The following is a 24,126-nucleotide window of genomic DNA, read 5'->3' on the forward strand; positions in this document are numbered from 1 at the left end:
CCAGGGGCATAAAACTTAAGTCAAGTTGTTTTGAATTAAAACACGAATAATTTGTCCTTGTGCATAGTCTGTATCTAGTATTTGTGATTTGTTTACCAAAATTTGTTGCACTCCAATTAATATTGTTATTGTTGTTTTGTTGATGTGTAAAATAGTTCCTTTTAAAGTATTGTCAGGATTTTTAGATAACAAAATTTCTGTAGTTCCCTGGTCTATAACTTCTCCGTGGTTCATTACACAAACGTGATGCGCTATTTTTAAAACCTCTTGTAAACTATGCGTAACCATAATAACGGTAAACTGATACTTTTTTTGCAAAGTAATTAAGTACGATTGCAATTTGTGTCTTAAAACTTCATCAATAGCTGTTAAAGGTTCATCTAACAGTAACAAATCGGGTTGTTGTACCAATGCTCTAGCCAAAGCCACACGCTGTTTTTGACCCCCCGAAAGTTCATTGGGTTTGGTCATTAATAAATGTTTAATTTCTAGAGTGGCAATTACATCGTTTAGCAATTCTTGATTCAGTTTCTTTTTAACAAACTTTAAGTTGTTTAAAACGGTCATATTAGGAAACAAACCATAATCCTGAAATACATAAGCAATGTTTCTTTTAGCGATAGGTGTTCTTTTTCTCTTAGCGCTATGTTCCCAATAAACATGATTGAATTTTACAATTCCCTCATCAATTTTATCTAGACCGCTAATTAAACGTAATAAAGATGTTTTTCCGGCTCCAGAAGGACCATAAATCACATTGATTGCCTTGTGTTTAAAAGAGGAATTTATGTTTAAGGTAAAAGCTCTTTGATGACTGGTATAGGTTTTAGAAAATTCACATTTAATCATTGTACCACACGTTTTAAATAACCACCATTAATTAAATATACACATAACAATACCGTAAAAGAAATTCCTAATAAAATAAGAGAATATTGATTGGCTGCTGTGTAGTTTAACGCTTCTACTTCATCATAAATGGCAATAGAAGCTACTTTGGTTTTGTTAGGAATGTTTCCACCAATCATTAAAACCACTCCAAATTCTCCAATAGTGTGTGCAAAAGTTAAAACAATGCTTGTAAGAATAGCGGGTTTTATATTGGGTAATAATACTTTGCTTAGAATTAAAAACCGAGACTTACCCATTAGTTGCGCTGTTTCTGTGTAAGATGTTGGCAATGCTGCCAATCCTGCTTGAATAGGGTGCACCATAAAAGGTAAACTGTAAAGAATGGAAGCTACTATTAATCCTGTAAAAGAAAAAACAAGGTGTATGCCAAATGTATTTTGCAACCACAATCCTATAAAATGGTTAGGTCCTAAAAACACCAAAAAGTAAAATCCTAAAACAGTAGGAGGTAGTACCAAAGGCATGCTAACAATAGTTTCTATAATAGGTTTAAATTTAGAACGTGTTTGTACCAACCAGTAACATAGAGGAATGGCTATAAAGAACAATAAAAAGGTTGTAATAGCAGCCAGTTTAAAGGTAAGATATAAAGGTTCTAATTCCATGTGTTTTCAAATTCTTTAATAATTAAGATACAACTAATATTTTAGAACAGTTTTAAGTGTGTATTTAAGAACGATTGTAGTGTGTGTTTATTTTTCTTCATTTTCAATCACCACCAAAGCCATTTTAATAGCTGCATATTCTAATTGCTCATTAAAATACTCATAATAACTTTTTAGTGATTTAGGATTTTCTACTTTGGTCATGGCTTCTCTAACAGATTCAATTTCTTTTTCCGAAACAAAGTCTGTTAGGTTTATTTGAATGCCTTCGTTATATAGTTTTACAAAATGACTCTGAATTGTATTTGGAGTTAAACCTCTTTCTTTGGCAATTTCTTCTACAGACAAACCTTGTTTGTGTAATTCTAAGGTTTCTAAATGAGTAGCTGATTTTCCTTTTTTCTTTTTAGTAGGCTTGCTTACTTTTTCTTTGTTAAATTTTATGATTTCTGTAATAAAATCATAACCATAATCTTGTAGTTTTTTTTGACCCACTCCTTCTATTTCTAAAAAATCTTCATCGGTAACAGGACGTTCGTTTGCAATGGCTTTTAAAGTAGCATCACTAAACACCACGTAAGCAGGAACACCTTTGGCAGTTGCTAGTTCTAAACGTAAAGTTCGCAAACGCTCAAATAAATTGTTTTTAGGAGTGCTTGTTTTTTGCTGCGTTTTAGGTTCAGCTTTAACAAAATCTGCTGGTTTAGTTAAAGAAACTTTCATGCCGTTAAACAACACTTCTTTAGAAAGTTCGTTTAGTTTTAATGTATTGTTTTCATGAAAAGCAATTTCACAAAATCCTTGGTTAATGAGTTGAACCATGTATTGTTGCAAATCTTTCCAGGCAATGTCTTTAGCTACTCCGTAGGTTTTTAGTAAATGATAATTTTTGTCTAAAATGGTTGCATTTTGCGAACCTCTTAAAAAATCGACGACTACGTTTAAAGGCTCGTTTTCTTGCAATCTAAAAATTCCAGACAATACTTTTTGAGCAATAATAGTTCCATCAAAAATAACAGGAGGATGTTTGCAGACATCACAGTTCCCACATTTTTTGGTAGCAGTTTCTCCAAAATAACTTAGTAATATATTTCTTCTACAACTAGTCGCTTCTGCGTATTGCAGCATTCTTTCTAGTTTGGCTAACTGTACTTCTTGGTTTCCAGATCCTTCTGCAAATTTTCTGAGTTGAATCACATCTGCATAGGAGTGGAATAAAATGGTTTCGGAATCTAGTCCGTCACGTCCTGCACGACCAATTTCTTGGTAATATCCTTCTATATTTTTAGGCAAGTTATAATGTATAATCCAACGAACGTTAGATTTGTCTATTCCCATTCCAAAAGCAATGGTTGCACAAATAATAGGAGTGGTGTCGTGAATAAAGTTTTCTTGGGTTTTGCTTCTAACATCGGCAGGTAATCCAGCATGATAAGCAGCTGCTTTAAATCCGCTTTTCTTTAACCTATCGGCTAATTGTTCGGTTTGTTTTCTGCTTAAACAATATACAATTCCAGATTCATTAGGTCTAGATTTTACAAAATCTACAATTTGTTTAACCCTGTCTTGTGCAGGTCTGACTTCTAGACTTAAATTAGCTCTATTAAAAGAACTGATGTTTCTTTTGGCATTGGCAATGTCTAACTGATTGGCAATGTCTTCTCTAGTGGCTTTGTCTGCAGTTGCAGTTAAGGCAACCAAAGGTGTGTTAGGTAATCTTTTTTTTAAAAAAGATAATTGAGTATAAGCAGGTCTAAAATCGTGTCCCCAAGAGGAAATACAGTGAGCTTCGTCTACAGCAATTAAACTAATTTCGCAAACCTGAGAAAGTTGTTCAAAAAAGGCCAAACTTTCAGGAGCCAAATAGAGCAATTTAATTTCTTTGGCTTTTACCTTTTCTATGATAGAAGAATTCTCAAAATCTGTTTGGGTACTGTTTACAAATGCTGCAGAAATTCCGTTGGCATTTAATGCATCTACCTGATCTTTCATTAAGGCTATTAAAGGAGATATCACTAAAGTCAATCCGTCCATTAAAATAGCAGGCAATTGGTAACAAATAGATTTTCCACCCCCAGTAGGCATAATCACTAAGTTATCGTTTCCTTCTAGAATACTGGTAATAATTTCCTTTTGTAAAGGTCTAAACTGCTCGTATCCAAAATAATCTTTTAAGGTTTTGTGTAAAAGTATATTTTGATTTGTCATAACAGTGTTTAATAGAGTTTAATGGCTTGGTCTAAAATTTCTTGCAACAAATTTAGATCAATATCTTTATTTGGGTTGATAGGGAGTATTTTAAAAATTTTTCTATTTCCTTGTACTAATGCAGAATGATGTAAATCTGGACCTTTCGCAAAACTAATGTAAGGTTCGTTTGTTTTTTTATCTTTCCAAAGATAGCACAATGGCTTTGCTTTAAAATAAAAATAAGGTAGTCCCCATTTTAAATGCAATGTTATTTCTGAATGGTATTGATGGATGAAATTTCTAAGAAATAAAAACACACTTTTGTTGGGTTCTTCTTGTTTCTCAAAAAAAGCATCAGTAGCACTCATTAATTTATATATTATTTTAAATAATAAGATCTTTTTAGCAGTGTTGATAACTAGGTGTCTCCAGTCTACTTTGGTTGTAACTCAGTACAGACTGCTAAATGACAATAACTTCTTTTTGATTTATTTTTCATTCAATACAAATACATCTCAACTACGCTCGATGATCCTAATATGTTGACTGCACTTGATGAACTTGTTTTAAACTAAATAATAATCCAAAGATTCTTTAATCAAATCAATAGAAACCTTACAGTCTATTTTATATTTCTCAATACCTTCAAGTAATACAAAGTTTACCTGTCCGTTTACATTTTTTTTGTCGTGTTTCATTAAATCAATCACAGCAGGGTAATCTTCTTTTAAAACAGGTACTTTTCCAAAAATTCTAGTAATTGTTTTCTTTATTAAAGTTAAATCATCTTCTGGAAAATCAAATAATTTACTAGAAATATATGCCTCTGTAATCATTCCCAAAGCAATAGCTTGTCCGTGGGTTAATGTTTTTTTGTCTTCAGATTCTAAAAAGTATGATTCAACAGCATGTCCAATAGTGTGCCCATAGTTTAAAATCTTACGTAAGTTAGCTTCTAATCTATCTTCTAAAACTACTTCGTTTTTAATTTCAATAGAACGGTGAATCATTCCAACCAAGTCAACGTCATTTTCCTGATTGGTAAATTGATCCCACAAAGATTTGTCGTAGGTTAAACCGTATTTAATAATTTCTGCCATTCCAGAAGTCATTTCTATTTCTGCTAGTGTTTTTAAATAAACAGGGTCTATAAGTACCATTTCAGGGTCTGCAAACAAACCTATTTGGTTTTTTAACACCCCTAAATCTACTCCTGTTTTTCCACCTACAGAAGCATCTACCATACTTAGTAAAGTAGTTGGAATGTTAATAAACTGAATTCCACGTTTGTAAGTAGAGGCTACAAAACCTCCCATATCGGTAATCACACCACCACCAATGTTAATCAATAAACTTTTTCTGTCAGCTCCCAAATCAGTTAAAGCTTGCCAAACACTCATGCAAGTTCCTAAATTTTTGTTTACCTCTCCAGATTCTATTTCTATAACTTCAAAAACTACATTTGCTGTAACTTCTTGTTGTAAAATAGGCAAACAATGTTCGTGTGTGTTTTCATCTACCAAAATAAAAATAGTTGTAAAGCCTTTTGTTGTAATAAAATTATTTAAGGCATTGTAACCAGTTTCTTGAAAATGAACAGGATAGCTTGTAGATTGTATTGTTTGCATATTCACATAAAATTTAGCTACAAAATAAGGTCAAATTATTTGAAAAATAAAAAAAAAATGGTTTTATAAATTTAAAAGGTTAGGTGTGTTTTGTTTGTGATAAGTTTAATTAAAAATGATATTTGTTATGTTTTTTTGTAGTAAAGTATTTGATTAGTCTTTATAATTACACCATTTGTCTATTTATTGTATGTATAATGAATTTGTAGTAATATTTTTATGGGTTGTGCTTACCTAACTAAACCCAGTGAATTATCATTATGAAAAAATTATTAATAATAGTCTTTTTTATAAATTTTCTAGTTTATTCTCAAACTCCAGGGGGAGTCTCTACTACAAATATGTCAATTTGGTTATCGGCAGATAGTAACGTAACAGATTCTGGAACACTAACATGGGGAGATAAAAGTGGGGTAGGATACAATGCATATCAAGCTACACCAGCTAATAAACCAACACAATCAGTATTGTTTAATTACAACGAAACTTTTAGTTTTGATGGAGTAGAAGATTTTTTAGCGGTTCAAACCTTAAATTACACCAACGGAACTAATATTAGCGATTTGTATGCTTTTGTAGTTTACAGAACAGGGTTTTCGGGTAGTACTACCGCTAACTGGGCTTTTTTAGATTTTGACAGGAGTGAATCTTACAGTTTAAGTGTAAGTGGAAATGGAAAACTAAGAATGTCTTACAAATCTGGTGGTTCTATTATAGATGCAGATGCAAACACTGTAACCAATAACAATTCTCCCCACATAGCAACTTTTATTTTTGACAATTCGGTAACCAATGAAACTCAAATGAGAGCAGATGGTTCTTTGGATTACAATCAGAATAGAGTGAGTAATGATATCAACGTAACTGCAAACCGATATGGTTTTGTAGGAGACGGATCTGAAGCATCTAGTGAAAATGGATCTAGAAATGATGTTTTTTATGATGGAGAAATAGCAGAAGTAATTTTATTTGACAAAGGATCTATAACAGCAACAGAGGTTTTAAAAATAGAATCTTATTTAGCGTTAAAATATGGTATTACTTTAAATTCATCAAACGCTACATACCTAAACTCAAGTGGAACTACAATTTGGGACAATACTACCTATTGGAATAATGTAGCAGGAATTATTAATGATAGTACAACAGGAGCTATTCATCAAAAAATAGCCAAATCAGAAAAATCCAATTTAATTGTTTCTACAACAAATGATTATTCATCTGCCAATAGCAATGGAGCAAGAACCTCTTTACCATCTGGGGCTTATTTGTTGTTTGGAGAAAATGGACTTGCAGGGTATGACACATACAACGCAGGTGCAAGCGAAAATATTTTAAGAACCAAGTGGTTGTTTAAAGAAAGTGGAACAGACACAGGTACTATTTATGTTGCTTTTCCTAAAGCAGAACTTCCTACAGGAACAAGTGTAGATTTAATTGTAAGTTCTGGTGATGATGTTTTTGATGTTACAGACACAAGGTATACCATGACCGATGATGGAACATATTATTATAAAGATGTTAATATTTCAGATGGAGATTACATTACATTTATAGTAACCGATGCTAAAATAGCAGGAGTTTCTGTAGCTAACTTTGATATTTATTTAAGAGCAGACCACACAACCACTAGCGGTAGCGATTTAAGTTTAACAGATGGTAGTTTTAACAACGCACATGCGTACCAAAGCAATGCTTCAAATATTCCTTCTACAAGTAGTTTAATGAATTTTAATCCTACTTTAGAGTTTGATGGTAGCAGTGATTACATGTACATTAGAAATAAAAAATATACCGCTTCACAAGCTATTACAGATTTGCATGCTTTTGCAGTTTATAGCACATCTTTTATTGATGATGTGTATAATACAAACTGGTCTTTTTTAGATTTTGATAGAAGTGAATCTTACAACATGTATATTCATGGTGATGGACGTTTGGCATTCTCATACCAATCAAGCGGAACAAAAGATTTGTATAGCAATTCTTTAGGAAATGATGGGCTGCCACACATTGCAGAATATATTTTTGATGCTAGTTTAACCGATGAAACATTTATGAAATTTGATGGGAATATAGAATACAACTCCAATTTAACTACCGGAAATATTGTTGTAAAAGCAGATAGATATGGTTTTATTGGAGAGGGTTCTGAAGCTAGTTCTGAAAATGGTACAAGAAACGGAATTTATTTTGATGGTAAAATATCAGAAATTATATTGGCAGATAGACAATCTTTTACAGCAACAGAATCTTTAAAAATAGAAACTTATTTAGCATTAAAATATGGAATTACCTTGCACAATTCACTGGTAAATTATTTAAGTGCAGATGGAACCGTTTTATGGGATAATACTAGTTATTGGAACGGAATAGCAGGAATTGTAAAAGATGATATTGATAGCGATTTAGATCAAAAGGTAGCGCAATCAACATCAGCAAAAGATTTAATTTTAGCAACCACCTTAGATTTTTCATCAAGTAATTTAAATGGTGCTAGAACTTCTGTAACAGAAGGAAGCTCTTTGTTATTTGGAAACAACGGATTAAGTACAGGAGTAGAGGTTTTTAATATAGGAGCTAATGAATACATTACAACTAGAAAGTGGTTGTTTAAAGAAGTAGGTGCAGATACCGGTACTGTCTATTTAGCCATTCCAAAATCTTACTTTAGCGATGATGTAACTACTGTAGAACTATTGGTAAGTACAGATGATACTTTTGATGGCACAGATACAAGATTGTCTTTAATAGATGATGGTACAAATTATTACATTCATAGAAATATAGCCAATGGAGAAAGAATTGCTTTTATAGCAACCATTCCTTCGTTACCTGCACCTGGTAGTGTGAATAACGGATTGACAATGTGGATTAAAGCAGATAACAATGCTGTAAGTTCAAACGGAATTTTAACTTCTATTGGAGGTTCTACAACAAACGGATATGGAGTTTCACAGTATACAAACATTTTAAAACCAACAGATAGTTTAAGCTCTAATTACAATCCTTTGGTAGATTTTGATGGGACGAATGATTATTTAGCTATTGAAAATTTAAATTATACAACAACTGGAGAAATTACTAAAATGTATTCTTGGGTAGTTTATAAAACAGATTTTAGTGATACACCTACTGGAGGTGGATACGACACAAGTAATTGGGCATTTTTTGATTATGACAGAGATGAGTATTTTAGTACTTCTATTGGTGGAGATGGTAAATTAGGCTTTTCATACACTGCAAACGAATCTACTTATGACAATCAAGGAACTACTACGGGAACAAATGATGGAAAAACACATATAGGAGGTTTTATTTTTGATACAGCTATAGGAACCAATGAAACTGTAATAAGACTTAATGGGGCTGATGATTTTACTGGAAATGTAACAAACAATGCCATCGGTTCTGGTGTTACCAGATATGGTTTTTTAGGAGATGGATCTAACGCTACTACGTTTAACGGAGGTACTACAGGAAATTATTACAAAGGAGGAATTTCAGAAGTAATTCATTATACAGGAACAACGCTTACAGCAGCAGAAATAAATAGAATAGAAAGCTATTTAGCTATCAAATATGGAATCACATTAAATTCAAGTGGAGGAGGAACCTCAGGAGATTATGTCAATAGTTTGGGAAGTACCATTTGGGATGCCTCATCCAACTCATTGTATAGTTATGGAGTTGCTGCTATTGGTTTGGATGAAGAATCAGAGTTGAACCAAAAGCAATCTCGTTCTGAGTCAGCAAATTCAATTTTAACAATTTCTATAGATGGAAATATAGCAAGCAGTAATCAATTAAATACGGGTAGTTTTGATGATGATTTAGACTTTTTGTTTTGGTCTAACAATTCAGGAGGTAGCACAGTTACTATTGTAGATGCAGACATTCCCACAGGAACTTGTTTGCGAAGTACCAAAAAAATAAATAGAGATTGGAAAGTTCGCAATGTAGGGTCTGTAGGAGCGGTTACACTTTCTTTTGATTTGTCTAATATTCCAGACCCAGACAATTACGATTTGTTAATAGACCAAGACGGAGATGGGGATTTTGATACAGGAACAGTAGAGAGCATTACCACAGGTGTTGTTACCGGAAGTACTTTAACATTTACAGGAGTTACTTTGTTAGATGGTGAAGTTTTTACCTTACAAAGCAAAACAAGAACAGGTTTGGCTATTTATGGAAATGGAGTTTGGTACGGAGGAACCGGAACAGCAAATGCCATTTCTACATCAGACAGTAGTAAATCAGTTCAAATATTAGAGAATGTCACTTTAACAGAAAATGCAGTTTGCGATTGTATGAATGTGGCTAGTGGAAGTGTGGTTACAGTTCCAACAGATCAGTATTTAGAAGTTATCAATGGATTGGAATTAGATGGAGATTTATATTTAGAAGGAACAGCAGAATTGATTCAAACCGGAGCAAGCAATGCAAATCTAGGAACAGGGAAAGTTTATAAAATCATCAACGAGGCAACTAGTTCAATTTACCGATACAATTATTTTTCTTCTCCAGTACACAATTCAGGATTGTTTAGTATTGGGAGTGATTTAAAAATAAACAACGGTCCAACATTAGGAGACAATACAACTCCAGGATTTATAAGTCATGATTTGGATGGATTTGGAACTACGTTTAGTACCCGTTGGTTTCACACGTTAATAGATGATTTTGATTTTACAGAAATAGATCAAAATACGACAATGGCTCCTGGAATAGGTTTTACCATGAAAGGTACAAGTACAGCCAATGCTTATAATTTTATAGGAACACCTAATAATGGAGCTATTGATGTTTCTATATCAGCAGGAAAGTTCTTGTTAACCGGAAACCCATATCCATCAACCATAAGTGCCAATGCGTTTAACACAGCAAACAATACAGCTACAGATGGAACCATTTATTTGTGGGATCAACCTACAGATATAGGAGACCATTACAATGCGTTGACAGATAATAGTGGAGGGTATGCAACCATAACCAATGGAGTTACTGTAGCGGCAGCAAAGTACGAAGATGAAACGACCACGGTACCGGGTTCTACCACGCCATCTTTATTCATTAAACCAGGACAAGGATTTATAGTGTATAGTACCTCAGGTGGAACGGTTTCTTTTACCAATGGAATGAGAGATGGAGTTGCTTATGATGGTAGTAGACATTTCTTTAAAACCAAAGCCACCAAAACATTAAACATCATTAAGCCTTTGGTTCGATTAGGTTTTGAATATGAAACAGATGATCATAAAACTTATCACCGACAATTGGTCACTTCATTAGAAGGAAATACATTGGAAAAAGAGATTGGAAAAGATGCATTTATGTTTGATTACTATAGCAACGATGCGTATTGGATTGTAGAGAATGATATCGATCGATTTATCATTACCAGTGTACCTTATGTAAGTGAAACCTTAGAGCTACCAATTGGAGTCGTAGTAGATTCAGAAAAAGAGGTAACTTTTAAAATAGATGATGTAGAGAATTTAGCAAATGACATTTACATCTTAGACAAAGAAGAAGGAAAGGTGTCTAAAATTAGCAGAAATGATACTTACACAACAACCGTAGGATCAGGAGACCACCAAAATCGTTTTAGTTTGGTTTTTAAAGAATCAGAGAATTTAGATACAGAATACATAGATAAGAATAGCAAAACGGTTATTTACATTCAAGACAAAGTAATGAATGTAGTGTTAGAAAGCGGAAATATAGAACAAGTAGAAATCTACAATTTGGCAGGGCAAAAAATTGTTTCAAAACAAAATAAATTAAGTGAAAATAGGATAACAGTTGATTTAAGTAAGTTGGCAGAGCAAATTTATATTGCTAAAATTAGAACCAACACAAGTACGTTTACACAGAAAATCACACTAGAATAATTAAAGGGCTAATCTATTAAAAGCTGTCTTTTGTCTAATTAATAGTAAATGTTTACAAAACAAACTCTATTTTTGACCTTAGTTAACTTGTTAAAAGTTTAAAATACCCCAATATTATATATGAAAGCTATTTTTTTGAAAAGTAATTTACTTGTTGCTTTATTATTATCCCTAAGTATTTATGCACAGGTGCCAACCCCGGGAGGTGTTGAGGGAACAGTGTTGTGGCTAAAAGCAAATGCAGGAACCAATACAACTACAGATGGAGTTGGAATTACTTCTTGGACAGATCAGAGTGGTAACGGATTTAATGCCACAGGAACAGGAGATGCTGTATATTCTAGTGCCAATGCCATTAATGGAAATCCAGTTATTTATTTTACAGATGACGATCAACCAATTACAGGAACCACAATAACAAGAGGGTTAGGTCCTAATAGTAGTATTGAACAAAGTACTTCTTTTATAGTTCAAAGAAAATCAGCAACAACAGATGACTGTTTTATAGAATTTTATGAAGGAAGTTCAAGACAATTTTATATTGACAGAAGGTATGATGCCAACGAACCATTTTTTACCTTACCAACAGGAGTTCAGCAAATTATATCTGTAACAGATCCTGGAGGATCTGGATCTGGTGCTAATTCAAATATTTATCTAAATTCAAATCATTTTTTTACGTCACAAAATTTATTTTCAACCACATGGGAAAATGGTTCTTACGTAATTGGAGATGATAGTACAGGAGATAATGAATTGAATGGAGAAATAGCAGAAATTATTTACTTTGACTACGAAATGTCTGAGGCCAATAGAAAAAAAATAGAAAGTTATTTAGCTGTAAAATATGGAATTACATTAGACAATACAGATGGAGGAACAGATGGAGATTATACTACTAGTACAGGAATTACTATTTGGGATGCCTCTGTAAATGCTACATATCATAATGAAGTAATTGGAATAGCTAAAGATAATGGTACAGCTTTAGATCAAAGAAAGTCTACAGAATACAATACAGATCCAACTTTGTCTATAGAAAAAGCTGCTGGTTTTTCGAACGATTTAGATTACCTTATTGTTGGTAACAATGCGGCTTCTTTGGCTTTTTCTACATCAGGAGTGCCTAGTGGAGTTACAAATAAATCAGGAAGAACTTGGAAAACAGAAACCAATGGAACTCCTGGAACTATATCGGTTAGTTTTACTTTAGGAACCAGTTTAACCAATTCAGGTAATCCATCAGAATATGCTTTGTTAATAGATGCTGATACCGATTTTACTACAGGGGCAGCTGTACACACGAGTGGTGCTTCTATAAATGGTAATGTATTAACATTTACCAATGTAAGTTTAGCTGATGGAGACTTTTTTACATTAGCATATACTCCTATCAATGAATTTCCTGGAAATGTATCTACAGGATTAACGCATTGGTTTAAAGCTGATACAGGAATTACTACAGATGCAAACGGTATTACAAATTGGGGGAACCAAGCCACAACAGGTAGTGGTAACGATGCCATAAGAAATGCTGCGGTTACTACAGATTATCCTACAGTTGTATCAGATAAACACAACTATAATGCTTCAGTATTAATTTCAAATGGAGACAATGGATTCTTTGATTTGAATTTGGCGGATATTAAAAGTTCAGACTATAGTGTTTTAGCTGTGGTAGAAAGAACAAATACAAATGATCATAATTATTTTTTAGGAACTACATCAACCACTACAAATCAAAGTTTACGAATCGGATATAGAAATAACAATACCAATCCTAGAGGTTTATTTCATCAACAAGGTTCTGGTAATTCTGTATCTAGTAGTTTTGTAAGTTATAATGCATCTACAGAGCAAGCTACTTTATATAGAAGTGTTTTAGATGTTGGTGTAGAAAGAAACATATCTATGTTAATGTCTGGAGTTGAATATGAAAATGACAACTCTAACTTTTCTGCTTTAACAGGAACTGCAGCTGGAGTATTGGGAAAAGGAAATACCGCTACTAGAGGTTTTGAAGGGTATATGTCCGAAGTTATTATATACAACACAGCCATTTCTGGAGTTAGTTTAAACAAAATAGAAAGTTATTTGGCGGTTAAATATGCTTTAACATTAGACAATACAGGAGGTGGTACTAACGGAGATTATATAGACAGTGATGGAAACATTATATGGGATGCCTCTGCAAATACTACGTATCACAATGAAATTATAGGAGTAGGTAGAGATGATTCTTCTGCATTAAACCATCAAAAATCATCAGAACCTATTTCATCAACCAATTTAACGGTAGAAAAAACAACTAGTTTTAGTAATAATCAAGATTATCTTTTAATAGGTAATGATAATGGAACTATTGGAGTAACATCATCAGGAATTAGTCCTGTATATGCCGAAAGAATAGAAAGAACATGGAAAGCTGCAGTTTCTGGAACGGTTGGCGGAGTGTCTATAAGTATTACATTGCCAACAACAAGTACAGGAAACACAGGAGATTATGCTCTTTTAATAGATTCTGACACCGATTTTTCAAACAGTAGAATTCATACAGAAGGTATTTCTTTAAATGGTGATACTGTAACATTTACCAATGTAAATTTTTCTGATGGAGATGTTTTTACTGTTGGTATAGGATTGTCTTTTGGACCAGCAAATGTAACGAGCGGATTGACACATTGGTTAAGAGCTGATGATGGAACATCTACAACTACAAATGGAGCAGCAATTACGCAGTGGGACAATTTAACAGGTTCTAACCATGCAACACAAGCAGGAACTAGTGATTTTGCAACCTATGAACAAGCAATTCACAATTTCAATCCATCTGTACATTTAACAAACGGTGATAATGGATATTTTGATTTGAATTTAAATGCTATTAACAATTCAGATTACAACGTAATTGCTATTGTGGAAAGAGATAATACCGATGTTGAAAATTACATATTGGGAACAAATGCTTCTACTGTAAATCAAAGTTTCCATTTTGGTTATAGAAATAATAACAGTTTAACTCTAGCTCAATTTAGTAATGATGTTGATGTTGCAGTAAATAATTATAATGATCCGGCCATTTCTAGAGCATTAATAAGAGGTCAGTTAGACAGCAGTAGCGGAAAAGTAATTCAGGAATTAAGAGATGGAAGTTTTTCAGAAAACTCTCATACTTCTACTACCTTTTTATCTGGAAACAACCCAGGAGTATTAGGTCGTGGATTTAATACAAATGGTTTTCAAGGTTATGTATCAGAAGTAATTGTATACAACAACACATTGTCAAACGTGAATTTGGCTAAAATATATTCTTATTTAGCCATTAAATACGGAATGACTTTAGATCCTACGGATGGGGTAACCAACGGAGATTATACAGATAGTAGTGGAAACATACTTTGGGATGCCTCTGCAAACAGCACATATCACAATGATGTAACAGGTATTGGATATGACATAGCATCTAACTTAATTCAAAAACAATCCAAATCAGAAAATTCAGATGATATTTTAACCATTTCTATATATAGTTCTGTAACAGCTACAAACAATTTAAACTTAGGAAGCTTTGATGATAACTTAGATTATTTAATGTGGGGAAATAACGGAAGTACTTCTAGCATTGCTTTGGTAGATCACATAAGTTCAGAAAATGCTTGTTTAAAACAATTTGATAGAGACTGGAAAATTAGCAACACAGGAAATGTACAAAATGTAACACTTCAGTTTGACTTATCTGCTTTTAGTTCTAGAGAGTTCAATTTAATTGTTGATGTAGATGGTGATGGAGATTATACCACAGGTACAATACAAACCATAGCTACAGGTAGTGTAAATGGGAATAATATTATTTTTACAAATGTAGATTTGCCAGATGGATGTGTGTTTACATTGGTAGATAATAGTTCAGATATTGAGTACAAAGTAGGAGCGTGGATTGGTGGTGCAGGAACGAATCAAGAGTTTGATACTTCTGCTACAGATTTGGTAAAATCAGTAAGAATATCAGAAGATGTTACTTTAACAGGATCTCATAACTGTAAATGTTTAACCGTTACCAATGGTGCAAAAGTTACCGTATCTACAGATGAGTATTTAAAAGTAACCCATACACTAACTTCTAATGGTTCTGTTTATTTAGAAGGAACAGCAGAATTGGTACAAACAGATTCAGACACAAATTCAGGAACAGGGAAAGTTTATAAAATCATCAACGAGGCAACCAGTTCAATTTACCGATACAATTATTTTTCTTCTCCAGTACACAATTCAGGATTGTTTAGTATTGGGAGTGATTTAAAAATAAACAACGGCCCAACATTAGGAGACAATATAACTCCAGGATTTATAAGTCATGATTTGGATGGATTTGGAACTACGTTTAGTACCCGTTGGTTCCACACGTTAATAGATGATTTTGATTTTACAGAAATAGATCAAAATACGACAATGACCCCTGGAATAGGTTTTACCATGAAAGGTACAAGTACAGCCAATGCTTATACTTTTATAGGAACACCTAATAATGGAGCTATCAATGTTTCTATATCAGCAGGAAAGTTCTTGTTAACCGGAAACCCATATCCATCAACCATAAGTGCCAATGCGTTTAACACAGCAAACAATACAGCTACAGATGGAACCATTTATTTGTGGGATCAACCTACAGATATAGGAGACCATTACAATGCGTTGACAGATAATAGTGGAGGTTATGCAACCATAACCAATGGAGTTACTGTAGCGGCAGCAAAGTACGAAGATGAAACGACCACGGTACCGGGTTCTACCACGCCATCTTTATTCATTAAACCAGGACAAGGATTTATAGTGTATAGTACCTCAGGTGGAACGGTTTCTTTTACCAATGCAATGAGAGATGGAGTTGCTTATGATGGTAGTAGACATTTCTTTAAAACTAAAGCCACTCAAACATTAAACACCATTAAGCCTTTGGTTCGATTAGGTTTTGAATATGAAACAGACGATCATAAAACCTATCACCGACAATTGGTCACTTCATTAGAAGGAAATACATTGGAGAAAGAGATTGGAAAAGATGCATTTATGTTTGATTACTATAGCAACGATGCATATTGGATTGTAGAGAATGATATCGATCGATTTATTATTACCAGTGTACCTTATGTAAGTGAAACCTTAGAGCTACCTATTGGAGTTGTAGTAGATTCAGAAAAAGAGGTAACTTTTAAAATAGATGATGTAGAGAATTTAGCAAATGACATTTACATCTTAGACAAAGAAGAAGGAAAGGTGTCTAAAATTAGCAGAAATGATACTTACACAACAACCGTAGGATCAGGAGACCACCAAAACCGCTTTAGTTTGGTTTTTAAAGAGTCAGAGAATTTAGATACAGAATACATAGATAAGAATAGCAAAACGGTTATTTACATTCAAGACAAAGTAATGAATGTAGTGTTAGAGAGCGGAATTATAGAACAAGTAGAAATCTACAATTTGGCAGGACAAAAAATTGTTTCAAAAATTAGTAATCAAAAAACAGATAGATCGACTATTAAACTCCATAATTTGGCAGAGCAAATATATGTTGTTAAAATAACAACAAATAATAGTAGCTTTACCCAAAAAATAGTTTTAGAATAAGTTATACATGATTCAAAGAATATTAATTTTTGTCACCATACTATTGGTTTTAGACATATACCTCTTATCTAGTTTTAGAAATTACTTTACCAACACTACTTTAAAGTTAAGTTTTAAATGGTTTTATGGCGTTAGTATGGTTTTAAGTTATGCTTGTTTTGCTTTAATTCTTTTAAAATTAAATGATAGACCTACACAAGCATCACTAATAATAAACTTATGGTTTGGATATACTTTTGCATTTATTGTGTTAAAAATAGGAATGTTTTTAACTGCTGCTTTTGATGATGTTATTAGAATTGTAGAGTTTGTCGGAAAATCTATTTGGAGAGTGTTTTTAAGTTCTGATACTCCTGTAAAATTTAGTGACAGAAGAAAATTTATAGGCCAAGTAGGGTTGGGCTTAGCAAGTATTCCTTTTTTATCTATGTTGTACGGAATTACCAAAGGGAAATACAATTATAAAGTAAAAAACATTGTTTTGTCTTTTAAAAACCTGCCAGCATCTTTTAATGGTTTAAAAATAGTGCACATATCAGATATACATTCAGGTAGTTTTGATGACATTAACGAAGTAAAACACGGAGTAGATTTAATCAAACAACAAGAAGCAGATTTAATTTTGTTTACAGGTGATTTGGTGAATAATGATGCTGTAGAAATAGTACCTTACAAACAACTATTTAAAGAAATGACAGCTCCTTTAGGAGTTTTTTCTAGTTTAGGAAATCATGATTATGGAACACATAAAAGATGGAATAGCTCAAAAGAAAAACAACAAAACTTATTAAATCTTTTTCAACATCAAAAAGAAATGGGGTTTAATTTGTTAAACAATAGAACTCATACAATCACAAAAAACGGAGAAGAGTTAGATGTAGTTGGAGTAGAGAACTGGGGAAAACCACCGTTTCCTCAAATAGGAGATTTAAGTAAAGCCTTAGAAGGAACCAATCCAAATAATTTTAAAATACTATTGTCTCATGACCCAACACACTGGGATGAAAAAGTAATTCCTCACAAACAGCATATAGATTTAACGTTATCTGGTCATACACACGGAATGCAGTTTGGAGTAGAAATACCAGGATTTAAATGGAGTCCATCAAAATATATTTACAAAAGGTGGGCTGGTTTGTACACAAATAACAACCAGCATTTATATGTAAATAGAGGTTTTGGATTTTTAGGATTTCCTGGAAGAGTTGGTATTTGGCCAGAAATTACAGTAATTACTTTGCATAAAGAAAGTTAGTATGGGTGTGTTTCATCAACAATTAAAATATTGGTACGAAAAATCTAAACTAGCGTTAGAGGGTAGAGCTTTAAAAGAAAAAGAACTTTTAAAAAGAGCACATTTATTACAGCATTCAGAATACAATCCAGACTTTCGTGTTAACATGGTAAATGTATGTGGGATCTACGAAATTGTAGGAGGAAATCCAGATATTAAGGATAGCTATTACACAGGGCTGTTGCATATAGATTTAATCAGCAATCAAATAGAAGCTAGTTGGCTAATAGAAGGAGAACAACATCAAACAGGATATGGTTTTGTATTTAACAATACTTTAATCATTCATTTTAACTACCTGTCTAACAAAGAAGTTTACCACGGTATTGTAGCCTACGAATTTTTAACTTCAGATGTGGTAATAGGTAAGTGGACAGAAGAAGTTGCCATAGAAAATGCTTTTGAAATGGGACGAAAATTAACTCCAAACGAGTTAGGAGAACCTTATCCTGAAGATTTTTTTAGTGCCAATTAAATAAAAAGTGCCATCACTTATAGGAATCAAGTTAATAAATGACTTTTAATCCTAAAATGTAACTTCTTTTAATTACTTTTGCGCTTTAAATTTAAAGCACAACATGCAAGAAATAAGAAACATTGCTATTATAGCTCACGTTGACCACGGTAAGACTACTTTGGTAGATAAGATCATTGATCAAGCAAAAGTTTTAGACGAACGTAAAGAACGTACAGACTTATTATTAGATAACAATGATTTAGAGCGTGAAAGAGGAATTACTATTCTTTCTAAAAACGTATCTGTAAATTATAAAGGAACTAAAATCAACGTAATTGATACTCCTGGTCACGCCGATTTTGGTGGTGAAGTAGAACGTGTATTAAAAATGGCGGATGGTGTTTTATTACTAGTTGATGCTTTTGAAGGTCCAATGCCACAAACTCGTTTTGTATTAGGGAAAGCAATCTCTTTAGGGTTAACTCCTATTGTAGTTGTAAACAAAGTAGACAAAGAAAACTGTACACCAGATATAGTTCACGAAAAAGTTTTTGACTTAATGTTTGCTCTAGAAGCATCAGAAGAGCAATTAGATTTTACAACCATTTATGGTTCTGCTAAGAACAATTGGATGAGTACTGACTGGAAAAACCAAACTGAAGATATTGTACCTTTGTTAGATGCAGTATTAGAGTCTATTCCAGCAACAAAATACAATGAAGGTACTCCTCAAATGCAAATTACTTCTTTAGATTTTTCTGCATTTACAGGTAGAATTGCAATTGGAAGAATATTTAGAGGAGATTTAGAAGTTAACAAAGATTACATGTTATGTAAAGCTGATGGTTCTACTAAAAAAGTAAGAATTAAAGAATTACATGTTTTTGAGGGAATGGGTAAAGTCCAAGTAGAAAAAGTAAGATGTGGAGATATTTGTGCAATTACAGGTGTTGATGGATTTGAAATTGGGGATACAATTGCTGATTTAGAGAACCCAGAAGCATTACCAAGAACAGAAATTGACCAACCAACAATGAGTATGTTGTTTACTATCAACAACTCTCCTTTCTTTGGTAAAGAAGGTAAATTTGTTACTTCTCGTCACTTACGTGATCGTCTGTTTAAAGAACTAGAAAAGAACTTAGCTTTAAAAGTAGAGACTACAGATTCTGAAGATAAATTTAACGTGTTTGGTCGTGGTGTATTACACTTATCTGTTTTAATTGAAACAATGAGACGTGAAGGATACGAGTTACAAGTAGGTCGTCCTCAAGTTATCTTTAAAGAAATAGACGGTAAAAAATGTGAACCATACGAAACATTATCTATAGATGTTCCTGAAGAAGTTTCTTCTAGAGCTGTAAACTTAGTTTCTTTACGTAAAGGAGATTTAATGGTTATGGAGCCTAAAGGAGATTTACAACATCTAGAATTCACAATTCCATCTCGTGGATTGATTGGTTTAAGAAATAAAATTTTAACTGCTACTCAAGGGCAAGCAATTATCAACCACAGATTTAGTGAATACGGACCTTTTAAAGGTGAATTTACCGAAGAAGAAAAAGGAGCTATTGTTTCTGCTGCTGCTGGTAAAGCAACTGCATATGCTTTAGACCGTTTACAAGATAGAGGTAAATTCTTTATTGATATAAATGAAGAAATTTATATTGGTCAAGTAATTGGTGAAAACAGCAAAGCTGATGATATGGCTGTAAACTTAATTAAAGGAAAGCAGTTAACAAACATGCGTAAATCTGGTACTGATGAAGCTATGAAAATTGCTCCTAAAGTAAACTTTTCTTTAGAAGAATGTATGGAATACATTAGAGCTGATGAATATTTAGAAGTAACTCCAGAAAGTTTAAGAATGAGAAAAATAAACTTTAAAGGATAATACTTACCACATAAATTTATAAAAAACTCTTTCAAATTTTGAAAGAGTTTTTTTATGCCAACATATAATATTTTTGTAAATTAAAATTATGAAGTATTTTATTGTGATTTTTTTGCTATGGACACAATTACTTTCATCTCAATCCTTTAAAATTGAAAGAAAAGTTAGCTTGTCAAAAAAACTTGAAGAAACATCAGGTTTAATTTATTGGAATAAAGAATTAATTTCTTTTAATGATTCTGGAGGAAAAGCAGAACTATATATTTTAAATCCTTATACGGGAAAAAGAAATAGAACTGTTAGAATTCAAAATGCTCAAAATATAGATTGGGAATCAATAGCCCAAGATGAAAAAGCCATTTATATTGCAGATACAGGTAATAATTATGGAGATAGAACTAATTTGGTTATTTATAAAATTTTAAAAAAAGACATTGCAAGAAGGAATGCTGTAAATGCTCAGAAAATATATTTTTCTTATGAAGATCAATTTTTTTACGAAAGGCAAAAACACTATACCAATTTTGATTGTGAATCAATCACCATATACCAAAATCAATTATTAATATTTACCAAAAACTGGGGGAATTATCAAACAAATATATACAAACTACCCATAAAACCAGGGAACTATAGTGCTATTAAAATACACTCTTTAGATATTGGTTGCTTGTTAACTTCTATAGAATACAATCATCAAAATAACAAGTTTATAGGTACAGCATATGATAAAGATTACAAATCATATTTAATTTTGATAGAAGATTTTTATTTAAGCAAACAAAAAGTATCTAAAATAGATTTGACCCCAAAATTAAAATATGCAAATCAAATAGAAGGAATTGCATGGAAAGATAAAAATGAAGTTTATGTATCTAGAGAGGCCTCTAAGCGAAAAGTAAACGGAAAAAAATATAAGAACAAACAAAAACTCTTTTTAATCAAGCTAAAAGATTAGTTGTATTTTTGTGTATTCATAAAAACAATCTTGTGTCTAAATTTTCTAAACTAGTACAAAAACAAAAAGAAAATCAATCTTCTAAAAAACATCGGTTTAATTTAGAGGCTAAAACCAATGCCAATAGGGAATTGGTGTTGTGTGCTTGTGGTTCTCAAAAATCTTATAAAGTTTGTTGTGGTGTATATCACAAAGACATTTTAAAAGTAGAATCTCCCTTGCAATTAATGAAATCTAGATATACTGCTTATGTAGTTGCCGATATAGATTATTTGTTAAAAAGTCATCATTCTTCTACAAGACCAACACAAGAAGCTGATGAAATTTTGCAATGGACAACTTCTGTTACGTGGTTAGGCTTAGAAATTATAAAAGCAGAAAGACCCCAAAAAGAAGAAGGGTACGTAACTTTTGTAGCCCATTTTTTAGAAAAAGGTATTAAAAATACAATTACAGAAACTTCTAGGTTTGTAAAAGAAAATAAGCATTGGACTTATATTGATGGAATTCATCTATAAAAAAACTTACAATGGCAAAAGCAGGAAGCGATAAAAACACAAAAAACAAATCCAAACATACCAAGTTAATGGATAGAAAAAAGAACAAAATTAAAGCCAAAGAACAAGCTCACAAAGATAGGCTTAAAGCTTTAAAAGAGCAGATAAAATCAAAACAAGAAGAATAAAAAAATCAGAAATAGAGTGTGCAATAAACTCTTATTTCTGATTTCTTCGTAAATTTCATTCAACCTAAATTTACTTTGCTAATATATAGCTTTTTAAATAAAAAACTGAGAAAAAACAGTTTTTTATTTCTTTAACAAGGATATTCGTTTTTAGCAATGGCTACAGCAGCAATTTCTTTCTTTAAAGCTACAATGTTAGGATAGTTAGTGTATTTTGTAAATCGTTTTAATCCCATTAATAACATTCGTTGTTCGTCATTTTCTGTAAATGAAATAATAGCCTCTTTTCCTTTTCTGTTAATGGTTTCTACTGCGTTAAATAAGTTTAATTTTGTCATGGCAATTTGTAAACTAGCTTTACTTTCAGATGTTTTAGAAACCAATTTTTCAGTTTTTAATAATGTAGATTCAGCCATGTAAATTTCTATCAAAATTTCAGCAGCACACAACACAATTTCTTGTTGTTTTTCTAATTCCATTCCAAACTTTTCCACAGCTTTTCCGGCAATCATTAAAAAGGTTTTTTTCAATTTTGTTAAAACCTCTTTTTCTTCAGAAAATAAAACACTGTAATCAGGAGTATCAAAAGAAGGAATAGCCATCAAATCGTTAGCCACATTCATGGCTGGAGTCATTAAATCTATTTCTCCTTTTAAAGCTTTTTTCATCAGCATACCAATAGATAACAATCGGTTAATTTCGTTGGTTCCTTCATAAATTCTAGAAATACGAGCATCTCTCCAAGCACCTTCCATAGGAGTGTCTTCAGAGAATCCCATACCTCCATAAATTTGTAAACCTTCGTCTGCATTAAATTGACCTACTTCGGATCCATAAACTTTTAAAATGGCACACTCTAAAGCAAAATCTTCAACTCCTTTTAATTCAGCTTCTGCATGAGGCATTCCTTCAGAAATTAAAGCATCAATTTTGTTTTGAATATCTCCAGCAGCTCTATACACTCCACTTTCTGTTACAAAAGTTTTAGTACACATTAATGCTATTTTTTCTTGAATAGCACCAAAGTTTGCAATACTAGTTCCAAACTGTTTACGCTCATTGGCATAGTTTACTGCGTTGTGTATAATTCTTCTACTAGCATCTAAACAAGCGGCAGCCAATTTAATTCGACCAATATTTAAAATATTTAAAGCTATTTTAAATCCGTTTTGTCTTTCTGACAACATGTTTTCGACCGGAACGATTGTTTCGTTATAGAAAACTTGTCGGGTAGAGGAGGCTCTAATTCCTAATTTTTTTTCTTCCTCACCCATAGTAATTCCATTCGGGTTTTCTTTGTCATATTCAACAATAAAAGCTGTTAAGTTTTTATCATCTTCTATTCTAGCAAATACAATCATCAAGTTGCAAAAACCAGCATTTGAAATCCACATTTTTTGACCCGATATTTTATAATGTGTTCCATCTTCAGACAATACTGCTTTGGTTTTTCCAGAGTTGGCATCAGAACCTGCACCGGGTTCTGTTAAACAATAAGATCCAAACCATTCTCCAGTAGTTAATTTAGGAACGTATTTTTGTTTTTGTTCTTCGGTACCATACAATACAATAGGCATGGTTCCAATACCTGTATGTGCTCCAAACGCTGTAGCAAAAGAACCTGTAGCTCCAGAAATATAATCACAGACCAAAATGGTGGACATAAAAGACATGCCCATTCCTCCGTAAGACTCAGGAACAGCAATACTTAAAAATCCCATTTCTCCTGCTTTTACCATTAGTTCTTCTGTAAAAGCATAGTCTTTTTTCTCGAAACGTTCTTTGTGTGGCCAAACTTCACGATCTATAAATTCCTTTACAGATTCTTTCATCATAGATTGCTCTTCTGTAAAATCTTCAACAATAAAAACATTGTTAGCGTTTGTTTCTTTAACTATAAATTCTCCTCCTTTGATTGTATTTTTCATGCTATTTATTTCTTTATTAATTTTAAACTAAATTTTTATTTGTTTAAAAA

The 24,126-nt window shown here is 32.5% G+C and carries 14 protein-coding genes; 8 read left to right on the forward strand and 6 right to left on the reverse strand.

Annotated elements, in window-relative coordinates:
• Positions 1-15: 15 nt before the first annotated feature.
• The 5 genes from ACY2IJ_RS01490 to aroB all read right to left on the reverse strand — a co-directional run bounded on the left by ACY2IJ_RS01490 (position 16) and on the right by aroB (position 5,335).
• Positions 16-849, reverse strand: coding sequence for an ATP-binding cassette domain-containing protein (locus tag ACY2IJ_RS01490; protein ID WP_476725397.1), 834 nt, complete (start codon positions 847-849; stop codon positions 16-18).
• Entirely contained in the window at positions 846-1,517 is a 672-nt protein-coding gene (gene modB, locus ACY2IJ_RS01495; protein ID WP_476725398.1) for a molybdate ABC transporter permease subunit, read from the reverse strand. The genes ACY2IJ_RS01490 and modB overlap by 4 nt, the downstream gene beginning before the upstream one ends.
• A gap of 87 nt (positions 1,518-1,604) precedes the next feature.
• Positions 1,605-3,725: a DNA helicase RecQ gene (recQ, locus tag ACY2IJ_RS01500; RefSeq protein ID WP_476725399.1), complete on the reverse strand. Its 2,121-nt coding sequence runs from the start codon at positions 3,723-3,725 to the stop codon at positions 1,605-1,607.
• An 8-nt stretch (positions 3,726-3,733) separates the two neighbouring features.
• A complete protein-coding gene (locus ACY2IJ_RS01505) occupies positions 3,734-4,075 on the reverse strand; it encodes a DUF1801 domain-containing protein (RefSeq protein WP_476725400.1) in 342 nt (113 codons plus the stop codon).
• Positions 4,076-4,273: 198 nt separating this feature from the next.
• Complete coding sequence (aroB, locus tag ACY2IJ_RS01510) at positions 4,274-5,335, reverse strand: 3-dehydroquinate synthase (protein WP_476725401.1); 1,062 nt, start codon at positions 5,333-5,335, stop codon at positions 4,274-4,276.
• A 341-nt stretch (positions 5,336-5,676) separates the two neighbouring features.
• Here aroB and ACY2IJ_RS01515 point away from each other — a divergent pair, with 341 nt between their 5' ends.
• The 8 genes from ACY2IJ_RS01515 to ACY2IJ_RS01550 all read left to right on the forward strand — a co-directional run bounded on the left by ACY2IJ_RS01515 (position 5,677) and on the right by ACY2IJ_RS01550 (position 22,148).
• Positions 5,677-11,232: a DUF8202 domain-containing protein gene (locus tag ACY2IJ_RS01515; protein WP_476725402.1), complete on the forward strand. Its 5,556-nt coding sequence runs from the start codon at positions 5,677-5,679 to the stop codon at positions 11,230-11,232.
• Between the two features lie 135 nt (positions 11,233-11,367).
• Positions 11,368-16,860: a DUF8202 domain-containing protein gene (locus tag ACY2IJ_RS01520; protein WP_476725403.1), complete on the forward strand. Its 5,493-nt coding sequence runs from the start codon at positions 11,368-11,370 to the stop codon at positions 16,858-16,860.
• Between the two features lie 7 nt (positions 16,861-16,867).
• On the forward strand, positions 16,868-18,115 hold the full coding sequence (locus ACY2IJ_RS01525) for a metallophosphoesterase (protein ID WP_476725404.1): 1,248 nt from the start codon (positions 16,868-16,870) through the stop codon (positions 18,113-18,115).
• Position 18,116: 1 nt separating this feature from the next.
• Entirely contained in the window at positions 18,117-18,629 is a 513-nt protein-coding gene (locus tag ACY2IJ_RS01530) for a hypothetical protein (protein ID WP_476725405.1), read from the forward strand.
• Positions 18,630-18,732: 103 nt separating this feature from the next.
• On the forward strand, positions 18,733-20,505 hold the full coding sequence (typA, locus tag ACY2IJ_RS01535; protein WP_476725406.1) for a translational GTPase TypA: 1,773 nt from the start codon (positions 18,733-18,735) through the stop codon (positions 20,503-20,505).
• A gap of 88 nt (positions 20,506-20,593) precedes the next feature.
• Positions 20,594-21,463 (forward strand): hypothetical protein, encoded by an 870-nt coding sequence (locus ACY2IJ_RS01540; protein ID WP_476725407.1) that lies wholly within the window; start codon positions 20,594-20,596, stop codon positions 21,461-21,463.
• 32 nt (positions 21,464-21,495) lie between these two features.
• Positions 21,496-21,981 carry a YchJ family protein gene (locus ACY2IJ_RS01545; protein WP_476725408.1) on the forward strand — a complete coding sequence of 162 codons (486 nt, stop codon included), beginning with the start codon at positions 21,496-21,498 and terminating at the stop codon, positions 21,979-21,981.
• Between the two features lie 11 nt (positions 21,982-21,992).
• The gene (locus ACY2IJ_RS01550; protein WP_476725409.1) at positions 21,993-22,148 is read left to right on the forward strand and encodes a hypothetical protein; all 156 of its coding nucleotides are present in this window, start codon (positions 21,993-21,995) and stop codon (positions 22,146-22,148) included.
• A 131-nt stretch (positions 22,149-22,279) separates the two neighbouring features.
• Here the strand turns inward: ACY2IJ_RS01550 and ACY2IJ_RS01555 are convergent, their stop codons facing one another.
• Positions 22,280-24,076, reverse strand: coding sequence for an acyl-CoA dehydrogenase family protein (locus ACY2IJ_RS01555; protein WP_476725410.1), 1,797 nt, complete (start codon positions 24,074-24,076; stop codon positions 22,280-22,282).
• Positions 24,077-24,126: the final 50 nt, after the last annotated feature.

It is taken from the genome of Wenyingzhuangia gracilariae (genome assembly GCF_056387575.1).